Source organism: Undibacterium sp. GW821-FHT07F11 (assembly GCF_059418665.1).
Genome location: NZ_JBWKQH010000003.1, coordinates 62089 through 82306, shown reverse-complemented (window position 1 = coordinate 82306; position 20218 = coordinate 62089). Strand labels below are relative to the sequence as shown.

The following is a 20218-nucleotide window of genomic DNA, read 5'->3' as shown; positions in this document are numbered from 1 at the left end:
CTCAATAGCTTCAGTGAATGAGATTAATAAAATTTGACGGCGTAAATCGGTGGCAAATTAACAGATATCTGGTACCAATCATCCCCCTCATTCTCACTCGCCCACAAGTTGCCGGTAGTCGATGCCATCAACAGATTTTTGCCATTTTCCGACACAGCCAATCCATGGCGATACACCAGGTCATAGCAATCTTGTTGTGGCAGACCGTTTCTCAAAGATTCAAAGGTCTTGCCACCATCCCTGGTACGCGTGACGCTCATGGCGCCATGCAGGGGCACACGCTTTTGGTCCGCCACAGCAGGCACAAACCAGGCAATATCGGGGTTGCGTGGGTGGGCGGCTACAGCAAAACCAAAATCTGGAATACCTTCAGGCAAATGCAATTGCTGCCAGCTTGCTGCATCATCTTCACTGCGCCAAATGCCATTGTGATGCTGACACCATAAAACATGGCTGGCGAATTTGCTGCGTGCGATCAGGTGCGGGTCCTGGATATTTTGCTTGTCTGCCATGTCAGGCGGCATATAAGCCGCATGCATACCGGATGCACATAATCCCCAGTTCTTGCCGCCATCTTCAGTTTTCCAGGCGCCGCCACAGGAGATACCCAGCAAAATATGCTGAGAATTGCGCGGGTTGACGCATATCGAATGTATGCCTGGCGTATCGTAACCGCCGCCCATCCACTCCTTGCGCTCTTCCCTGTCCCACAGACTGCGCACCAGCTCCCAGTTGTTGCCACGGTCAACAGAACGGAATAAGCCACCAGGCAAGGTACCGGCCCACAACACACCCGGCTCTTCACTGCCACCAGTTTCCAGTGACCAGATAGCCTTCAGTTTCCATTCGACATCATCCTCTGTTTTAGGGTGTTCAGGGTAAGCTGGCACGGCGATCTCTGTCCAGTCGTCACGGCCTTCATCCCGTCTATGCAACTTGACTCCAAAGTGTCCGAGATTCAATGCTGCATAGACGGCGCCATCGCGTTTGTCATGCAGGCACATGCTCAGGGGTTCTCCCAGAAAACTGATCTGATCCAGCTTCCACTTACCGTCAATATGGATCAATTCAAACAAACCCTTGCGGGTTGCTACCATTGCTTTCATCATTAGCCTCCTGAAAGAGCCTGCAAGACATAGACTTGGCTATTTGAATTTAAAGGGTCACGCAAGCCACTGCGTTGCATGACACGCTTGCCATCGATAAAGATCACCACATGAAAACGCAGATCACCCTGTTCATCCAGGATATAGCCGCGTAGAGTGGGGTTGACCTGAAATACTACTTCCAGCGCATCGCGCAAATTATCCGCCACCGTTTCCACTTCAGGAACTTCAGTAAAACGACTGAGTTGCTGGGTGAAAATCAACCTGGCCATGATTATGCCCAGTCCTTGTATGGGTGTTTGAGCAAATTCGCATTTGCATAACGCCGGTCGTGGCTGACTTCTTCACCCAGCCAGGCCGGACGGTCAAATTGCTGTTGCTCGGATTCAAGCTCAACCTCTGCCACAATAAGGCCTAGATTATCGCCAATGAACTCATCCACTTCCCAGGTCAAACCTGCAAGAGGAATACGGTAACGTGTTTTTTCTATGAGAGGTTGCTGGCAGACTGTGTCCAGCAAGATTTGAGCATCGACCAGCGGGATGGGGTATTCCCATTCGCCACAGCTAATACCGGTTGACATGCCTTTGATGGTCAGCATCGCACGTTCTGCTTCTATGCGTACCCGTACGATGCGACCCGGGTCAGAACAAATATAACCCTGGCGCAGAAACGTGCCCTGCCCCTGTTGTTTGAAATCCTGATTCACAACAAGGAATTTGCGTTCAATTTCTACGCCCATTACTACTCCGATCAATAAATACCGGAATTATGCACTCAATGTAGCCAAAATCGGTTGCAACATTGCTTCACCCAATTTGATACTGCGAGAACCATCCCAACCCACTTCTGCATCCGGCAAATTGGCATTGTCCTTGAATGGCAGTTCCAACGTCAGTGAAACGCATTTGAAGGTATGTCCCATATACTTGGATGCCAGTTTCAGTACATCTTCATTGTATTTGGATGCTTCGTAACCGTATTTGGTCTGGAAGTCCGGGCTGGCCAGGCAGAAGCTATTCACAAAATGCTGCTGCTCCTGCATTTGCTTTTCGCTAAAGCCTGCCAGCATTTCGCTGCCAGCCACGAAGATGTAAGGCAAGGCTTCATCACCATGGATATCCAGGAACAGGTCGCAACCTGTTTCATGGATCTTGTTCTTCACATAATACACTTCAGGGCTGGTTTCCAGCGAAGGTGTCATCCATTCACGGTTAAGGTTGGCGCCAGCTGCATTGGTGCGCAGGTTGCCGCGTACAGAACCATCCGGGTTCATATTAGGGACAATATACACAACCGCTTTTTCCAGGATGCTGCGTGCGATTGGATTGGATGGGTCCAGCAAGGCATTCAAAGTGCCCTCAACCAGCCATTCAGCCATGGTTTCACCAGGATGCTGGCGCGCAATAATCCAGACTTTCTTTTCAGCAGCTGGGTCACCAACTACGATCAGGTTCAGATCGCGGCCATCGACGGTATTGCCCAGGTCTTCAACACGGGCAATAGAAGAGTTTTCTACTCCGCCCAGCAAGGCCAAGTGACGTTCCCAGGTATAAGGCTCAAAATAAGCGTAATACACGCTGTCACGCTCAGGGGTATGGCGTATGGTCATGACCTTGCCATCAAACTCGGTATCCACACGGAACCAGTTGGCCCTGTCATAACTTGCTACCGCGCGATAGCCTTCCCAGCCCTTGGCATAGGTGGCATCACCCGCATTGAGGATACGCATGACGGTCTCCTGACCACGCGCACCCTGCAAGCGAAAGTGAAACCACTGCCAGATATCGGCATGTGAATCCTTGCGCAAATTTAAATCGATGGCCCCCGCCTGTTCCGCCTTGACGACTTCGATCGCTCCCGCGTCGAAATTCTGACTGATTTTAATTGTCATCTTGTATTTATTCAGAAATGTTTTTAAGCACCGTGGTGATACGGCGACCTAGGATGAGTATTTTCACAGTTTTTTCTGAATTATGAAAATATTTCAGTCAAATAATGAATAAAATCGGACAAATCTTTTCACCAAGGCAAGCATTTAAGAAGTTTCCGGCCAAACATAGCAAAATTCGCCACGATATACTATAATCTTTCGCTCAGTGTCGGGGCGTAGCGCAGCCTGGTAGCGTACGTGCATGGGGTGCACGGGGTCGGAGGTTCGAATCCTCTCGCCCCGACCATTGAAATCAAAGACTTACCCAGTTTGCTGATTACATAATCAGCACTGTATATTGAAGAAATCTTCAATACTTTTAAAACCTGCCTTGCGCAGGTTTTTTTATTTCAGTATTTCATTTTACTGAAAAGTATCATTTACCTCTCATATTTCCGTTAATTCCCGGTATTGTTGTATTTAAAATGCGTCGCACATCAACCCAAAAGCCTTGCAAGTTTAGCGTTTTGTATTAAATTTGAAATATTTATATAAATATCATAATCAATCACTAAAATTGATTAAAATAGCTTAGCAAGATTCTGACGACGCAAATACTTAAGCGTGGGTAAGATGAAACAAAAGCTTTGTTACATCGATATATGTCCTTACGCTAAACAGAGCGATAAGTTGATATTCTCCGGCTCCAGACAGAGCTGGCAAGAACGCTTACAGATTTTCCAGAATATCGTTTCAAGTCGGCACACTATCACCTGCAAGCGGGTGTTGATGACTGAAGCCCCCCTTTTTTTCTTTCCCTATCAATTTAAGCGTCTCTTAATCTTCCATGGTTCTTTTGTTCCATGTGCAGATATATTCCGCTTGCGAATCCGCAGAAAAGCGGGGTATTTATGAAAATGCCGACACTAAGATTGCGCACGGTTCGCCATAAACTGCTGCTCATGGTCTTGATCGCCAACTTAGTCACTTTAGCATCCGCTGGCGGGGCTCTGCTCTATCATGAATTAATGGAAAATCGCGCCAAGACGGTAGCTGAATTATCGGTACTGGCAAGTATCCTGGCGCAAGGAAGTGCAGTAGCGTTGGAATTTGATGACATCAAAGTGGCCAATGAAAATCTGGCGCAATTACGGGCTAACCCCAATATTGTCGCTGCGGCGATATACACATCTCAAGGCAAATTATTTGCTCACTATTTACGTGAACCTGGTCGCAAGAATCAATTGCCTGCCAGTCCCAGTGTCGAAAATTCTCATTTTGAAGATGGTGAACTCGCAGTCTTCAAACGCATCAGTTCAGATCACGAAACTCTTGGCACAATATATTTGAGGCAGCACTATCAACTCGGCAAGTGGCTGCTTGATTATCTAGTCATACTTGGTCTGGTTTTATTTGCCAGCCTTGCATTAGGTGTACTTATTTCATCTCATTTGCAGCGTTGGATTTCAGTTCCGATTCACGCCATCAGCAGTGTCGCAAGACAAGTCATGGAACAGCGCAATTATCATTTACGTGCCAGTAAAAGTACGGAAGATGAAATTGGTCAGTTGGCCCAATCCTTCAATGACATGCTGCAAACTCTGGAGCGCGAGATCAGTGAAAAAAGCCAGGCAGAACAGGCTGTACGTACCCTGAATGCAGAACTTGAAGGCAGAGTGATTGATCGCACCAATGAACTGCAAGTTGCTAACCAAACCTTGATCAGCAGAACCGAAGAAGCTGAAAGTGCCAATCGTGCCAAGGCAGATTTTCTCGCCAATATGAGCCATGAAATTCGCACTCCCATGAATGCCATCCTGGGGTTCGCTTATTTGCTGGAACAGAATCAACTTAATGATGACGCCATAGATCTGGTCAAAAAAATCCGCAATGCTGGCCGTTCATTGCAAGCTATCATCAATGACATCCTGGATTTTTCCAAGATCGAGGCCGGGCAACTGGAGGTGGAGCATGCCCCTTTCCGTATCGTCGATTTGCTGGACAATCTGGCAGGGATTATGGCTGCCACCGCTGGTGACAAAGATATCGAACTGAACATTTCCCCGCCTCCCGCGTTCAGCGGCCAATTGCTTGGCGACGCACTGCGGGTAGAGCAGGTACTGATTAACCTTACCGGAAATGCCATCAAGTTTACCGAGCATGGCTCTGTCACGGTGAGCATCAGTCAACTAGCCAGGGATAACAGCACGATTACCTTGCGCTTTTCTGTGCGGGATTCTGGCATCGGTATTCCGCTGGATAAACAATCACAGATTTTTGCAGCATTTTCTCAAGCCGATATTTCGACTACCCGTCGTTTTGGTGGTACCGGTTTGGGATTGACCATCTGTCGCCATCTGGTGAACAAGATGGGCGGAGAGATCGGTGTCATCAGCGAGCCCGGTACGGGCAGCGAATTTTGGTTCACCATACCCTTTGAATGGTCGCCAACCAGCGCCTATGCGCCGGCCGAAATGGCTGCGCTGGATATCCTGATCGCGGATGACAGTGAGAATGCCCGCGAAAACATGGCTCTCACAGCGCGTTCAGTGGGCTGGAACCCAACCAAGGTGGATTCAGGCGAAGCCGCCATTCAAAAAGTTCAGGCCAGGCTTGAAAGCAATACTAAATATGACGTGCTGCTGTTTGACTGGAAAATGCCTGGAATAGATGGTTTGCAAACTGCAAGCCTGATTCGTAGTGTATTGAAAGACGATGCTTCACCTATTGTTGTGATGGTTACTGCTTTTTCACGGGATGAATTGTTGAAGCATGCAGATATCGGCCTGATCGATGGCGTACTCAGCAAACCTGTGACCTGCTCAACCCTTTATAACTGCGTCGCCGAAGTACTGGGCCGTCGCGGTACTGGCCGTCTGCAAAGGAAACGTCAGGCCAGGATATTAAAAGAAAAACGCATTCCCGGAGTGAATGTGCTGGTAGTTGACGATAGCGAAGTCAATCGCGAAGTCGCTCAAAGAATCCTTGCTGCGGATGGCGCTACGGTCTATTTGGCAAATGATGGGCTAGCAGCAGTGGAATGGCTGCGCAAGCACCCTAAGGTGGTTGATATTGTGTTGATGGATGTACAGATGCCATTGATGGACGGCTACGAAGCTACAAGACAATTACGTGCCTTGCCGGATGCTGGCAAACTGCCTGTCATCGCCCTCACTGCCGGCGCATTCAAAATGCAACAAGAAGCTGCGCATGAAGCGGGCATGAATGCATTTGTTGCCAAGCCTTTCAACGTAGAAGAGTTAATGACTGCCATACAGCAGTTGACTCACTGCCAGTCAGAGATGTCTGAAGATGATGATCATACGCAAACCTCAGGCATCATAGTTACACAGAATATTGAAAAACTTCCGGGCATTGCCGTAAAAGAAGCGATGGCCGTGTGGAATGATTTCGCAGTTTATCGTAAATTTTTGCTGAAATTCAAGATCGACTATATTGATAGTGCCGACCAGTTTTCCGCTTGCTACGCGGCAAATGATCTTGATGCAATCAAAGCTTTGGCACATAAGTTGAAAGGGTGTGCAGGAAATTTAGGGCTTTTTGATATTGCGCATGCTGCGGCAGAAATCGAAACCACCGGGACATCAGGAGAAGGTCAATTTGCCCTGGATAAACTGCAAGTGGCTATGGATAAAACCTTTGCATCCATCTCACTCTTGTGTACCGAAGAAAAAGAAACAGAAGAATCATCGATAGAACCTGACTCTATCGACAAAGGAAAAGTTGGTCCCTTGTTGCTTGAGCTTTTACAGGCGCTGGATACCGATCACCCTGATCGAGCCAACCAGTTATTTGAAGCACTCAAACCTTTGCTGCCTGCCGACAAACTTGCGTCGCTGCGCTCACTTGTTGACGATTTTGATTTTCGGGGTGCCGAGACACTGACCTGGCACCTTGCTAAAGATTTCGAGATCGAACTGAAGGACTAATCCATGCCCACCGCACCCATTCTCATCGTTGATGACGAACCTGGCAATCTAGCCACTTTAAAGCAGATCTTGGGGGCCGATTACCTGCTGGCATTTGCACGTAGTGGCCAAGAGTGTCTGAATGCTGCAAAAAAACACAAACCTGCCTTGATACTGCTTGATATACAGATGCCTGACATGGACGGATATACCGTTTGCAAAATGCTCAAAGCAGATACAGAAACGGAAAGCATACCCATCATCTTTGTTTCTTCTTTAGGCGAAGTTGGAGATGAGACTGCGGGTTTCGATTGTGGTGGTGTTGATTATATTATCAAGCCGGTGTCGTCTGCCTTGGTACGTGCGCGCGTGCGCACTCATTTATCACTGGTGCGCACCACCATACTTGAACGCTACGTTAAACAACTTGAAATCGAGCAGGCAAAAACTGCCCGCCTGAGCCGGATACATGCCGTCTTAAGCGGCACCAATTCTGCCATTGTCCGCATCAGGGAGCCGCAAGCACTACTGGAAGAAGCTTGTCATATCGCCGTCGAGCAAGGTGGCTTTGGTATCGCCTGGATCGCTATTTTTAATGACAACGACAGTTCTTTCAAACTGGCAGCAAGCCAGGGAGTAGACCTTGAGCAAATGAATGTGTCCTTGCTGTCAGAGACAAACAGCGTCACTGCAGAACATGGGATACCTGAGCATATATTTAAAACCGGCCAGGCTGCTTACTGCAATGACGTACGAACCAGGGCAGATTCAGATCGCAGTTGTCGTGACGCTCTTGAGCGCGGCTACCTTTCCATTATCGGCCTGCCTTTGATGATAAATGACAAGGTGGTCGGGGTCATGGTCCTGTACGCCAGAGAAAATCATTATTTCGATGATGAAGAAATGAAACTGCTCAGTGAACTGGCAGGTGACATGTCATTTGCATTATTGGCGATCAATAACGAGAAAAGGGCGAATTTTTTATCCTATTTCGATCCTCTCACCGCACTCCCCAATACCAGTCTTTTTCTGGACCGTGTAGATCAACTGATACAGTCGGCCCACAGGGAAAATTACGGTGTGTTTGTCATGGCAATCAATCTGGATCGTTTCAAGCATTTGAACGATACTTTGGGGAGACATGTAGGCGACCACATCTTGAAGCTGGTTGCCAAACGTCTTATCGATACTCTGCCTGGTCACTACAGTGTGGCACGTATAGGTGCAGATAATTTCGCGATACTGGGGGAACTGGCGAGTAACGCAGATGTCAGCGCCACTTGTGAGCAGATCATCAGTTTATTGCAAGAGCCCATGCTGATTGATGACTGCCGCACGCAAGTATTGGCCAGACTGGGGGTTGCCATTTACCCCACAGATGCCATTAATGCAGAATCTCTGTTCAAGAATGCAGAGGCAGCATTAAAACAATGCAAGTTGCAAAAGAAACGCTTTCAATTCTATTCATGGGAAATCAACGCCAGGATTTCTGACATGATAGAAATGGAAAACATGTTGAAGGCTGCCTTGGACCAGAATCAGTTTGTATTGTTTTTCCAACCCAAGATAGACTTGCGGACCGGCCAGATCATCGGCAGCGAGGCTCTCATACGCTGGCAACATCCTGAGCGTGGATTGTTGCCACCGGGTGCTTTCATTGAATTGGCTGAAGAAACCGGACTCATCGTCCCCATTGGCACCTGGGTCATCAATGCAGTTTGCGCGCAGCAAGCTGCCTGGTTGCGTGATGGACTGCATATCGTGCCAACCGCCGTCAATCTCTCAGCGCTGCAATTCAAGGAAGGCAACGTGTTGGGAATTGTGCGGGAAGCTCTTTCAAAAAACAAGTTGGGATCAGAGTCCATAGAATTGGAATTGACAGAGTCTACGATCATGCACAAGCCTGAAGATGCTGAAGTCATCATGCATGCATTCCGCGAACACGGCCTGTGCCTGTCACTCGATGACTTTGGTACTGGCTACTCTTCCCTGGCTTACCTGAAACGTTTTCCATTTAATACTGTAAAAATTGACAAGGCTTTTATCACAGATATTACACAAAATCCCGAGGATGCAGCCATCGCTACTGCCATCATTGGAATGGCACACAGCCTGCATATGAATGTGATTGCGGAAGGGGTCGAGACCGAGGCGCAATTGAAGTTCCTGCGTACCCGAAATTGCGACCAGATACAGGGCTACTTCTTCAGCCCCCCAGTTCCAGCAAAGGATTTTGCCATGATGCTGCTCAACGACAAGCAGTTGGTGCCAGAAGCTGATAGTGAGCAGCAAACCTTGCTGCTTGTCGATAGCGAAGAAGCCATACTCGCAGCATTAAAACGGTCCTTGCGTGGTCAGGGATACCGCATACTTACTGCCCCTGACAGTCAGAAAGCCTTGGAACTATTGGCAGTCAACCCGGTGCAAGTCATTTTGTGCGAACAACGCCTGTCCAAAATGACAGGTTCGGATTTTCTGACGATAGCAGCCAAACTGTACCCCGATACCATGCGCATTGTACTCAGTGGTTACACGGAATTGCAGTCAGTCCTTGATGTCATTAACCGTGGCGAAATTTATCGATTCCTTACCAAACCTTGGGATGATGAACTGCTCAGACAAAATATCAGTGAAGCATTCCGGCGTTATCGCCCATCGCTAATTGAGTAAACGTCAGCAAAAAAATTTACTGCCCGCTGGCGACTCTATATGCGACGGAGATAAGGCGTGAACTGATGAGCACCAAGTCCTGGGTTGCTGTTTTTGGGGCGACTTCAAACCGGACCTTGCCGTCAACAACGACAAAATTGATCATGCTGCCCGTAGACAATGCACCTTCTGTTTCTGTCACCGTCAGGATCGCACGTCCTTTGGCAGTCGCTAAAACATCCGCTATTTTGTTACTGGAACGTGCCACAAAAAGTACATGGACACCATTCAGACCATTAGCACCTTCATCGCCCTTTAGCTTTTTCACTAAAAAAGCACGCCCATTGATATTGCGACCCAATGCCATTTGCACCAATTCATTCGCAACACCATCCGAACCAAGAACGGCAATATTCAATGCGCTGTCTGCTGCAGAAAATGATTTTTCTGGCCATTCAACATAACTGCAAAATTTAAACAGATATGCGGCCTTGACACGCTGCTCAAGATTGTCGCTCAAGTCATTTGCTTGTACGCAAGGAACTCTGAACAAGAGCAACATCAATGAAAGCAAAAAGCCAGAAAATAGTTTTCCCTCCGGTTTTGGGACAAACCATGATTTTCCAGATTTTAAAGCTTCCATATCACCCTGACCATCAGACTGCGCTCGAATTCAGCCCTGTTCGGGCTGGCTCCAAATTCGGCATGAGATTTCTGTAGCAGATTTTGCCCTATCAACGAAAGCTCTATACCGGGTCTGATTTTCCAACCCAAGCGCATATTTAATGAAGTATAAGCGGGTACAGCGGGTTTCGGCAGGCTCGCTACATGACGCAGATGGAGGTCAAGCTCCTTATCTTTTGCCAGCTCGAAACTGCTGCGTATCATCCAGTAGCTATCGGCATCATTGACTATGGTTAAACCATTTCCACTTGAAATGTCCTTGCTACCTGCCTTTAATTGGGTGCTGATATTTTGCCAAACACCACCCGCCGTCAGACGCCACGCAGAATTGGCTTGCCAGGTTGCCCACATTTCAACACCCTTGGTCCTGCCCTCAGCCAGATTGCGAAAAACTGCATCCAGCCCCCCGGCACCCGGCTCCAAGGTTCGCATTTTGTCATATTCAGTATAGAAAATGGTTGCGGAATAAGTAATGTTTTTATTTAATTGGCCGCGGTAACCCAGTTCTGTGGTTTTGGCTATCTCAGACTCAAAGTCCGGACCGCCGGCATAAATATATCTGAGCTTCCCACCTATCAGTATGGGTTTGGTTGGCGCAAATAAATCACGATCTATACGTGACGGTGTCCGTACTGAACGCGACAATGATGCCCATAGCAAGTGCTTGTCTGTGGGTTCCCATGCCAGGCGCAAATTAGGCAAATTTTCCAGGCCGGTATAACTGTTTTTTTCAAATTTCAAACCCAGGGTCAGGCGTAAATTTTCTCTGAAACGAATTTCGTCCTGAATAAAGATATTTGCCCAATGCATGTTCAGGTCACCGGGCAAAAACCCAAAGCCATTACCGTTCTGTACCCTGTCTATTGCATACCGGTAGCCAGCTCCCCACACCAGATTGTGCAAACTGCCGATGGTCTGGGATTGCTGGAACTCCATATCCAGTGTATCGAGATGTTCGTTATAGGCGTTTGGCTGATTGCGCTCAGTATGATCCCAATACAATTGCAAACTGCTATCGGTATTGTCAGCAGCCTTCCAACCTGTGCGGCTGAGCAGATTGATGCCAGCAAGCTCAATATCTGCCGTGCCGGCCTGGTGCAGGCTGGCGTGATAAGTATTGCCAATAAAAACCTGCGTACGCTCTGCTTGCTCCCAATCAGAACGGAATCCAAATTGGTCGCGACGCCAGCCTTCCAACAATGGCTTGCCGTTCAAGTTACGGCTGTCATCATTGTCTGCGTGCTTGGCATAAACCCTGTAATTTGCTCCATTATCAAAACTGCTGCCATATCGCACTGCCATATTGCGCTCGTGTGGACTGATACCCGCACTGACCAGGCTACCTGTAGTATCTTTGGCAGACCGGGTGATGATATTGATCACGCCATTGACAGCATTGGCTCCCCACAGCGTAGCGCCAGCACCGCTGATCACTTCTATACGCTCAACATCTTCCAGTACCACGTCCTGTGCATCCCAGAACACCCCTGAAAACAAGGGGGAATAAACGGTACGTCCGTCAATCAACACCAACAACTTGTTTTCAAAGGGACTATTGAACCCTCTAGCAGTAACCGCGTAGTTCCTAGCATCCACCCGCGCCACCTGCAGGTTTGGTGCAAGGCGTAATGCTTCCGGCAAGCTGGCTACCCCTGAACGACGGATTTCTTCGTTCGTAATAACAAAGATGGAAGCGGGAGCCTTGGCAACATTTTCGACTTTTTTGGAGACCGAAGTAATGCGTATATTAGCCAGCTCATCGAAGGAAAGATCGAGAAAATTATCTGATGCAGCCACGGCCGCATAGCATGGTGTTGCCATTGTCACGGCAAACAGCAGACTTGAGGTCTTAAAGCTGATCAGGGAATCTATTCGCCGCTTGCGGAATAAACAGGATGATTTCATTTAAGCCTCTGACAATGCGAGGTTGCAGAGGCTATGCCTCTATCCATTGAATTGCGCAATACATATGCAATTAAAGATAGACTTTATTTTAAATAATTACTACAGGAATAAGATATTTTTGTAAAAAAACAGCTTTTTTACAACTACACTTAATACAGCTCTTTTGCCATATCACGTACGGTGCGCAATAACAGATCAGCGCCTGGGAACAATAAATGTTCAGTCTACAGTGACTTCCGCAGCCATGAGTTTAGACAGCATCAAAAGACTAAAAACATTGGCCATAAACCACAAGCAGAGAGATTTCATACTATTCATCCTTAAACTATTCTAGCTACCTGTGCCACCTGTCCGTGCACCCCAGATTGATACTCCTTCTTGCGATTGTGCGGTAAAACTGACGACAAAAGCTGAAGCGTTTGTATTCCACTGACGCGACAAAACACCGCTGAATATGCCACCGCCGTCCAGAGTAATCTGGACATTGTTATTACCACGATGTTTCCAGCTACCGCCAACCGCACCGGAGATACTACCGTCGCTGTTAAGCCTGATATTTTGCGACAGCTTCAAGTTAGTAGAAATATCCTTGCCATGATTAATCATTTTGTAGCTGCCTTCAGCGTCCTTGCTACTGACTTCTGCCGGCTGTGCTGGCAAGCTTTTGCTTAATGGTGCATAACGGAAAGGAGCCACTACCGGCCAGCCATCTTCATTAATGAACATCTCATGCGCACGCACTTCATGCAGTTCGCCAGTGTTTGGGAAACGGGTATGGAAAATCAAAAAATACTGATTAGTTGAGGCCTCATAATAAGCTGAATTATGGCCGGGTGAAACATACCCCAAAGGTGTACCAGTCTCCCCCACAGCCAGGGCAAACTGGTGGTTACCCATCAGTTTTTGTCCATATGACGCAATGCTTGCGTCATCAAACAAAGGCAATGCCGGATTGGATTTGACCTTGCCCATATCATTCCCTCTGGCATCCAGATAAGGACCATCTGGTGCCAGCGAACGGGCTACGCGTAAATTGTAGGCTCCATTCGCATCCAGCCCGCCAAAGGAAGTGAACATATAGTAATACTTCGATTGTGGGCTATACATGACGTAAGCACCTTCAATGCGACTATGGTTACTGCCCATCAGGTGTTTACCATAACCCTGATTCGCTTTGGGCAAGCCCGTGGTTTTATCCATGGCAAGGATAAAAATCCCGCCAGAATAAGAACCATAGATCATCCACAGATTGCCATCCTTATCACGAAACACATTGGGATCAACCGCATTCGGGTGCACCAGCGGATCATAGATGGTCTTGCCATCTTCGCTTAGTTGCCCCCACATCCCGGATTTCAGGAAAATCTGCTTATTGACATATGGCCCCTCTATCTTGTCAGCAACCGCCACACCCAAGGCCGAACGGGGAGAATCACCTTTGCAAGAGTTATAGTAAAAATAAAACTTACCGTCATCAAGCTGGACTACATCGGGCGCCCATAAATCTACTACCTTCGACCAGGAAAACAAATCAGATAAAACCCTGGTCACGTCAGCAAATAAAGGATTACCCGTATTGATGCCGTCAGCTACTTTGGTCCAGCTCATCAGATCAGTAGATTTTGCTGCTGCCAGATGCGAACCAAAAATATAGTAAGTGCCCCCGGTCTTCACTATCGACGGGTCATGCACAGATACATTATTAAAACTCAAGGCCGCCTGTGTCAAATTACCGCCATTCGTCGTACCTGTAGGGGCAGTACCTGTTGCAGTAGCACTTGTGCCGACCACTTCAACTGCTCCACCTCCTGCACTACATTCACCGCAAACGGTCAGTATCAGCAAGCCTGCCAATACCATCGCCTGCGTCAAAGTTGATGATGCCATTTTTGTTCTCGTATGGTTTTAGATAATTGCACAACGATATGTAGCAATTATTCAAGCGCAACCACAACTATTGCCTTGGCCGGGATATTCAATGTCAACTTGCCAGCTTTCGCGTTTGCATTAAAACTGCCTGGCTGGACTGATTGCGGTTGGGCAAAGGTATTGTGGGCGTCCATGGCCTTGGCAGTCAGTACCCGGCCTTTGGCGGCTTTCAGCTTTTCACCAGCCACATCAATGTCTATCTCAACACTCTTGTTGGGATTGGTGTTCACCAGCGATAAATACAATTTCCCGTCCAGGGCACGTGCAGCCGAAGCACTCACTTCAGGGATACTGGTTTTACCAAAACTGTATTCAGGGTTATTGGTTATCATCAAAGGCAAGGCAGTCGCATTTTGGAATGGCACATACATTTCAAATGCATGATAAGTTGGTGTCAGCAGCATCTTGTCTTTATCAGTCAGTATCATGGCTTGCAAGACATTGACCATCTGGGCAATATTGGTCATGCGTACACGCGCTGCATGAGTATGAAAAATATTGAAGTTCAATGCCGCAACCAGGGCATCACGCAGACTGTTTTGCTGATATAAAAATCCAGGATTAGTGCCTGCTTCTACGTCATACCAGGTACCCCACTCATCGACATTGAAAGAAATTTTGTTTTTTGGATCGTTGACTTCCATCTTGGCGACATTGTTCTTGATCAGGCTGTCCATGCGCAGCGTATTTTTTAGCGTGGATATCCATTGATCTTCACCAAAACCAAGCGCCATGCCTTTCTTTTCCCATACGCCGGTAGGCAAGGTGTAATAATGGAAGCTGACACCGTCAAAGCGCATATTCCATTGTTCATGAATGTTCTTGGTCAAATAATCTGTCCAGGCAGTGTCATCGTCATGACCGCCACTGGCAATGATTTTCGGCATGTAAGCCTTGGGGGCTTTCAAGAAACTGGCATATTGATTGAACAGGCTGGTGTAGTATTCGACCTTCATATTGCCACCACAACCCCAGGCCTCATTACCAACGCCAAAGAATGCAACATTAAATGGCTTGTCGCGGCCATTTTTTCGGCGCAATTCTGCCAGGGTGGACTTGCCGTCACCCGTCATATACTCCAGCCACTCTGCCATTTCCTGCGGTGTACCAGAACCCAGATTGCCATTCACGTAGGCATCAGCCCCCAGCAGATCAACCAGATCAAAAAATTCGTGTGTACCAACGGCATTGCGTTCTTCCACATTACCCCAGTTGGTGTTCATCTTCACTGGACGGCTCTCACGCGTACCTATGCCATCACGCCAGTGATACTCATCAGCAAAACAGCCACCAGGCCAGCGTACTAGTGGCACATGCATTTTTTTCAAAGCACCGATGACGTCGTTGCGCCAACCCTTCGTATTAGGAATAGATGAATCTGGCCCTACCCACATGCCTTCATAAACGCCTGTGCCCAAGTGCTCAGCAAATTGACCATAAATATTCTTGTTGATAACGGGGCCGGGCTTTTTCGTATCGATGCTGACGCTGACTTGATTACCAGCAGAGACCGGAATGGCAATCACCGCAGAAGCAAAAACTACTGCAGACAATACATCTGCTTTAAAACTGGTTTTTAATATTTTCATTTTTTGTTTCCTGATTTTTAGGATAGATGCGTGCACCCACCGCCTGCTTTTCCACAGGCGGTCACAGCGAATCAGAGGCAACAGGCATTGCTATACGCTATATGGTCTGACAGCAGTCGAGATCAAATTCACAGGATCAGACCCAGCCGCCATCGACGATAAATTCCTGCGCGCTGCACATGGCACCGTCATCCGCCGCCAGGAACAACACCATCGAGGCAATATGTGCAGGCATCAGTTTTCCGCGCAGGCATTGATTTCGCTTGATTTCCTGCTCACCTGACTCATCTACCCACAAGTCAATCTGGCGCTGTGTCATCACCCAACCAGGTGATACGGTATTCACCCGTATGCCATGCGCACCAAATTCGCGTGCCAGTCCACGGGTCAGGCCGACGACTGCTGCCTTTGCAGTGGCGTACACTGGGTAACCCGCACCCTTGATATGCCAGGAAATCGAGCTTACATTGATGATGGAGCCACCACCTTTTTTCTTCATGCCAGGCAAGACAGACTGACAGGTAAAAAACATGGGGCGCTGGTTAATGGCGATGCGTTCATTCCAATAATCGACACTGACTTCTTCAGTCTGATGGCGCTGATCATTGGCTGCATTGTTGACCAGAACATCAAAGTCACCGATCTCTGCCGCCAGTTCAGCCATGGCTTTTTGCAGCGCCGGAATATCAGTGATATCGCAATAGCGGTACAGGGGCACAGGCATGCCAGTAGTAGTCAATTTGGAGCACAGTGCCTCGCTGGCATCTTTGGCGATATCAACGAAAGCTACCTTTGCACCCTGACGGGTAAAAGCACTGACCAGCTCTTCACCGATGCCGGTGCCGCCACCAGTAATAAATACTGTTCGCCCTTTGAGGCTGGCATAGTGTGCCAATTGATTCATGTCGTTTCCTGCTTAGAGTTTGATGATGTAGCTATTTTTTTGTCGGCTAAACCGATTTACTGCATCTATTCCAATTACAAACTATTTTTTTCCTGATACGCCACCATGACGACGCCAGATATTCGCCGCATTCTCATTGCGCAGGCTTATTGGCAATAATAGCCGTGACAGGATTGCTGGCACATGCAAGTCCACTAAGATAGACAATAGAAAATACAGGATAAAATCCAGCACCACCCGGTTTCACCAGGAAATAAATCAGCACACTAATCCAGACTAGCGCAATCTGGGTCTGTCGAAATAATTTGACCTTGCAATAGAGCTTGGTGATCCATTCTATAAAATAAAATCAGGGTTTCATCAGTTTGATCTGCAGTGAACTATCATTGATTTCAAAGGTATTGGCCTTCATCAGATTGATGACTTCTGCACCGGCCAGCAATACCGGGCCGTAGCTATGTGCAGCAAATACATTTACCGGGCGATAATAATAAAACGCCGGATCAAAGCCCATGCCCGTACCCACACAGGTACCTTCCACCTGGCCTTTTTGCGTCACTTTACTGGCTACTGCATTCCATGCCAGCATGACTACTGGTGCGTAGGCACGTTTATCGATGAAGCCGCGATTAATGGCGTGTGCCATGGCATAGGTATAGATGGCAGTGGCGGATGTTTCCAGATAACTGTCATTACGGTCCAGTAGTTGATGCCAGAAGCCTGTGCCATGTTGATAAGACGCCAGACCTTTGACGTGTGCCTGCAATTGCGCCAGTACGTCGGCATAGCCAGGGTGATTTGGCGGCAGTACATCCAGCAATTCAACCAAGGTCATGACGGCCCAGCCATTTGCCCTGGCCCAGTGGAATTGCGGATGAACACCCATGTCCTGCACCCAGCCATGCATGTACACACCTTTTTCCTTGTTGAACATGCGTTCAGAAAACTGTTTGACCTGTTTCACTGCATCGTCATAGTACCTGGTGTCGCCTGTCAATTTACCCATTTGCGCCAAGGCCGGCACACTCATGAACAAATCGTCGAGCCACAAGGTATTTGGCTGTGGCCGGTTGCGGGCCAGCGTGCCATCCGGCAGACGGAACTCCTTGGTGCTGACATAACTGCTGCAAATATCAATCAGGCTGGTCAGCTTATTGGAAACACCGTCCCTGGTGGCCTTGATCATGGCGGCACACATGGCACCGGCATCATCCAGCGCATGGGGCTGCAACAAGGAACGGATAGGTGAAGGGCTCTTGGGATTGGCTTTCAGCCGCGCAATATAATGCGGTGCCAGGTCTGCCAGAAAACCGAGGCGATCACTGGCGTAATTGCTGAAGCGTTTGTCACCTGTAGCGCTGCCAGCAAGCAGCATGCCTGCGTAGGTGACACCCCATTCATAGCTGGTCAAACGATAATCACCGGGTGCCAGTATCGTATCGTCATTGATCTGAGAAAAATCCGTTACCTGCTTTTTTGTTTTGCCATCAATAATCCTGGCAGGCGTAACATTATCCAGATAAGCATGGACGCGATACAACACTTTTTTGACATCTTCTGCTGTTGGTTGACCGTACGGCGTCGGGTAATCGGGTTGCATCAAATGCAGGGGCGCGGTGACGTCATTGGCTGCCTTGCCTTTATTATTTTCTTTACCGGCAGCCACTGCTGTGTGCATGCTTAGTGGCAGCATGCAGCTAATACCTGCGATGGTCAATAATTTGAATATTAAACGCAAGCCGGATTGGTTTTTTTGTCTCATCTTTATCATCATTTTTTGCTCTGTAAATTAGTCCTGCGAGTACCAGTTTTATTCCAATTGGTAAATCTTGAAATCACGTATTTTTTGCCGGGATTGTGTGGTGCGGAATCCAAAGTAGCCATCCCGCAAGGCATCTTTGTCTTTGTATGAAAAGAAAACTTTGCCATCGACCAGAACGCGCGTGCAGCCTTGGTACACCGCAGTTTCTATGAAGTAGTCCCGGTTTGCCTGCAATAAAGTGTCGCGTTCATTCAACTCGGTCAGCAAGCTACGTTCACCATTACCCTGGTATTTGCGAAACCTGGTTGTGGTGTTGGTATTGCCGCCAATGCCTGCGTAATACAGACGTAAATCATCGTATTGTTCAAATGCTCCCTTGCGGGTAAAGATGTTTTGATCATGCGGATCAGTCGCCATCCAGAATTGATTCAAATCAGACAGGCGGTCATTACGCCCCTGTTCCATCACTACCCTGCGGGTGTAGCTGATCAACATGTCGCCAGATAATTTTTGTTTGAACCACACCGTCACCCCTTTCGCTGCATCGATCAAAAGCTGGTGATGGTCAACGCTGATATCGGAGTTCTCTGTGTCGGCGGACTCCACCTGCCACTGCCACAAATCAGCATCAAAGTCATCCTTGTAAATCAGCTTACCTGCCTTGCCCCATTGACTGCAAGTAGCGTCCGTAGACTGTGCAACGGCAGGTAAAGCCAGGATCATGACAACGAGAGTTGAAATAGCCTTGCAAACTGGTCGCAGGTTTGTTCGAACATGAGGCATGGGTATCATTTTATGAATTACTATTTTGGTAATGCAGCAGGCAATTTGAGATCGGCTGACTTATCATTTAAATAGTTTTTCAACTGTGCATATTGCAAAGTCTTGATGCCCGCCACGACCATTCGTGCATTAAATTCTGCGCCAGCCAGATTGGTGTGGGTATGTTCGTCTGGCGTCACCAAAGGGAACAGTTTCATCACCTCATCCTTGCCCATGGTGTCGTAGGCAGCGGCGATGCTTTCATTCAGGTCAATGAAATCTGCTTTTTCCTGTTTCGCCACCTGTTCAGCCCAGCCGCCATAACTGGCTTTGCTACGATTGATTTTTCCATTGGCGTCCCAGTTCTTGCGTGGTATGGGAGAACATACGATAGCCTGCACGCCTTTTGCCTTGGCCTCTGCGATATATTTGCGTAAATACCAGCCATAGCTGTGTACTGTTTCTGGCACCTTGGTCAGCAGGTTATCGATATCCTCAGCCTCGTCACCTATGCCCTTGATGGTTCCACGCGCACGGCTGGTATCGTTAAGCGGGCCATTGTCATTATGGCCGAATTGCATGATGACAAAATCACCCGGCTTCATCAAGGCCAGGCTTCTTTGCCAGTGCCCACCTGTCAGATAAGTACGGCTGCTGAGTCCGCCGATGGCGCGGTTGACGACATTGATTTTATCCACCTGAAAATAGGCCTTGATGGGATTACCCCAGCCCCACTGCCCTTCTGCCCCCTTGTTTTGACCGTCATCCCGGCCATTGCGCACGGTTGAATCACCAATAAAAAATACCGAAGGCAATTGCGGATTCGCTTGCTCGGGCAATACGATACGCGCGGCTGCATTGGGGTCGGTATTCACTGCAGGTGGCGGCATAGTCTGCGCCAGAGCAGAACAAGTCCAGCCCAGCACACTTACACAGATCAGGCGGCGTACCGCAGACATACTGGTATTCATAGATGGATGATGGCAATGATGGTTAAGTATCGTCTTTGCAAAAAACTGATGTGTATTGATCATCATGGACAGATCAGAATTTAATGATCTCAACAGCTTTCTCACATAATTTCATTTTATTCGAGAGCTTGTAATTGACTGCAAGACTTGCTTAA

Annotated in this window: 14 protein-coding genes and 1 tRNA gene; 3 read left to right on the top strand and 12 right to left on the bottom strand. The window is 48.0% G+C overall.

Translation table 11 applies throughout. The features are described from left to right. Positions 1-23: 23 nt before the first annotated feature. Genes AC07OI_RS07770 through AC07OI_RS07755 form a run of 4 tightly spaced genes read right to left on the bottom strand, consistent with a single transcriptional unit; the run spans position 24 to position 3000 of the window. On the bottom strand, positions 24-1109 hold the full coding sequence (locus tag AC07OI_RS07770; RefSeq protein ID WP_495256809.1) for a WD40/YVTN/BNR-like repeat-containing protein: 1086 nt from the start codon (positions 1107-1109) through the stop codon (positions 24-26). Then, positions 1109-1378, bottom strand: coding sequence for a MoaD/ThiS family protein (locus tag AC07OI_RS07765; protein WP_495256808.1), 270 nt, complete (start codon positions 1376-1378; stop codon positions 1109-1111). Before AC07OI_RS07765 ends, AC07OI_RS07770 begins: the two co-directional genes overlap by 1 nt. A 2-nt stretch (positions 1379-1380) precedes the next feature. Next, positions 1381-1848 (bottom strand): CYTH domain-containing protein, encoded by a 468-nt coding sequence (locus AC07OI_RS07760; protein WP_492704236.1) that lies wholly within the window; start codon positions 1846-1848, stop codon positions 1381-1383. A 27-nt stretch (positions 1849-1875) separates the two neighbouring features. Next, positions 1876-3000, bottom strand: a complete 1125-nt coding sequence (locus AC07OI_RS07755; protein WP_495256807.1) for a M14 family metallopeptidase — start codon at positions 2998-3000, stop codon at positions 1876-1878. Between the two features lie 209 nt (positions 3001-3209). Here AC07OI_RS07755 and AC07OI_RS07750 point away from each other — a divergent pair. The 3 genes from AC07OI_RS07750 to AC07OI_RS07740 all read left to right on the top strand — a co-directional run bounded on the left by AC07OI_RS07750 (position 3210) and on the right by AC07OI_RS07740 (position 9578). After that, a tRNA-Pro gene (locus AC07OI_RS07750) sits at positions 3210-3286 on the top strand. Between the two features lie 604 nt (positions 3287-3890). Then, positions 3891-6929: a sensor histidine kinase, YfiR-like protein-associated gene (locus AC07OI_RS07745; RefSeq protein WP_495256806.1), complete on the top strand. Its 3039-nt coding sequence runs from the start codon at positions 3891-3893 to the stop codon at positions 6927-6929. Between the two features lie 3 nt (positions 6930-6932). Beyond that, positions 6933-9578 (top strand): EAL domain-containing protein, encoded by a 2646-nt coding sequence (locus tag AC07OI_RS07740; RefSeq protein ID WP_492704232.1) that lies wholly within the window; start codon positions 6933-6935, stop codon positions 9576-9578. A 16-nt stretch (positions 9579-9594) separates the two neighbouring features. On the opposite strand, the gene AC07OI_RS07735 is transcribed toward AC07OI_RS07740, so the two are convergent. The 8 genes from AC07OI_RS07735 to AC07OI_RS07700 form a co-directional block, all read right to left on the bottom strand. Then, a complete protein-coding gene (locus AC07OI_RS07735) occupies positions 9595-10077 on the bottom strand; it encodes a TOL_0243 family YfiR-like periplasmic protein (RefSeq protein ID WP_492704231.1) in 483 nt (160 codons plus the stop codon). Between the two features lie 110 nt (positions 10078-10187). Beyond that, positions 10188-12146 (bottom strand): TOL_0244 family TonB-dependent receptor, encoded by a 1959-nt coding sequence (locus AC07OI_RS07730; protein WP_492704230.1) that lies wholly within the window; start codon positions 12144-12146, stop codon positions 10188-10190. A 330-nt stretch (positions 12147-12476) separates the two neighbouring features. Beyond that, a complete protein-coding gene (locus AC07OI_RS07725; protein WP_495256805.1) occupies positions 12477-14033 on the bottom strand; it encodes a glycoside hydrolase family 43 protein in 1557 nt (518 codons plus the stop codon). Between the two features lie 47 nt (positions 14034-14080). Beyond that, the gene (locus AC07OI_RS07720; RefSeq protein WP_495256804.1) at positions 14081-15664 is read right to left on the bottom strand and encodes an alpha-N-arabinofuranosidase; all 1584 of its coding nucleotides are present in this window, start codon (positions 15662-15664) and stop codon (positions 14081-14083) included. Positions 15665-15800: 136 nt separating this feature from the next. After that, complete coding sequence (locus tag AC07OI_RS07715; RefSeq protein WP_492704226.1) at positions 15801-16568, bottom strand: SDR family NAD(P)-dependent oxidoreductase; 768 nt, start codon at positions 16566-16568, stop codon at positions 15801-15803. Positions 16569-16917: 349 nt separating this feature from the next. Next, positions 16918-18330 (bottom strand): glycoside hydrolase family 88/105 protein, encoded by a 1413-nt coding sequence (locus AC07OI_RS07710; protein ID WP_495256803.1) that lies wholly within the window; start codon positions 18328-18330, stop codon positions 16918-16920. A gap of 48 nt (positions 18331-18378) precedes the next feature. Next, complete coding sequence (locus AC07OI_RS07705; protein ID WP_495256802.1) at positions 18379-19053, bottom strand: DUF6250 domain-containing protein; 675 nt, start codon at positions 19051-19053, stop codon at positions 18379-18381. An 80-nt stretch (positions 19054-19133) separates the two neighbouring features. Beyond that, on the bottom strand, positions 19134-20063 hold the full coding sequence (locus AC07OI_RS07700; RefSeq protein ID WP_495256801.1) for a rhamnogalacturonan acetylesterase: 930 nt from the start codon (positions 20061-20063) through the stop codon (positions 19134-19136). Positions 20064-20218 lie beyond the last annotated feature (155 nt).

Bases quoted from the DNA above. Each gene is read 5' to 3' on its own strand.
- AC07OI_RS07770 (WP_495256809.1), bottom strand. From the start codon at position 1,109: ATGATGAAAGCAATGGTAGCAACCCGCAAGGGTTTGTTTGAATTGATC.
- AC07OI_RS07765 (WP_495256808.1), bottom strand. From the start codon at position 1,378: ATGGCCAGGTTGATTTTCACCCAGCAACTCAGTCGTTTTACTGAAGTT.
- AC07OI_RS07760 (WP_492704236.1), bottom strand. From the start codon at position 1,848: ATGGGCGTAGAAATTGAACGCAAATTCCTTGTTGTGAATCAGGATTTC.
- AC07OI_RS07755 (WP_495256807.1), bottom strand. From the start codon at position 3,000: ATGACAATTAAAATCAGTCAGAATTTCGACGCGGGAGCGATCGAAGTC.
- AC07OI_RS07745 (WP_495256806.1), top strand. From the start codon at position 3,891: ATGAAAATGCCGACACTAAGATTGCGCACGGTTCGCCATAAACTGCTG.
- AC07OI_RS07740 (WP_492704232.1), top strand. From the start codon at position 6,933: ATGCCCACCGCACCCATTCTCATCGTTGATGACGAACCTGGCAATCTA.
- AC07OI_RS07730 (WP_492704230.1), bottom strand. From the start codon at position 12,146: ATGAAATCATCCTGTTTATTCCGCAAGCGGCGAATAGATTCCCTGATC.
- AC07OI_RS07725 (WP_495256805.1), bottom strand. From the start codon at position 14,033: ATGGCATCATCAACTTTGACGCAGGCGATGGTATTGGCAGGCTTGCTG.
- AC07OI_RS07720 (WP_495256804.1), bottom strand. From the start codon at position 15,664: ATGAAAATATTAAAAACCAGTTTTAAAGCAGATGTATTGTCTGCAGTA.
- AC07OI_RS07715 (WP_492704226.1), bottom strand. From the start codon at position 16,568: ATGAATCAATTGGCACACTATGCCAGCCTCAAAGGGCGAACAGTATTT.
- AC07OI_RS07710 (WP_495256803.1), bottom strand. From the start codon at position 18,330: ATGAGACAAAAAAACCAATCCGGCTTGCGTTTAATATTCAAATTATTG.
- AC07OI_RS07705 (WP_495256802.1), bottom strand. From the start codon at position 19,053: ATGATCCTGGCTTTACCTGCCGTTGCACAGTCTACGGACGCTACTTGC.
- AC07OI_RS07700 (WP_495256801.1), bottom strand. From the start codon at position 20,063: ATGAATACCAGTATGTCTGCGGTACGCCGCCTGATCTGTGTAAGTGTG.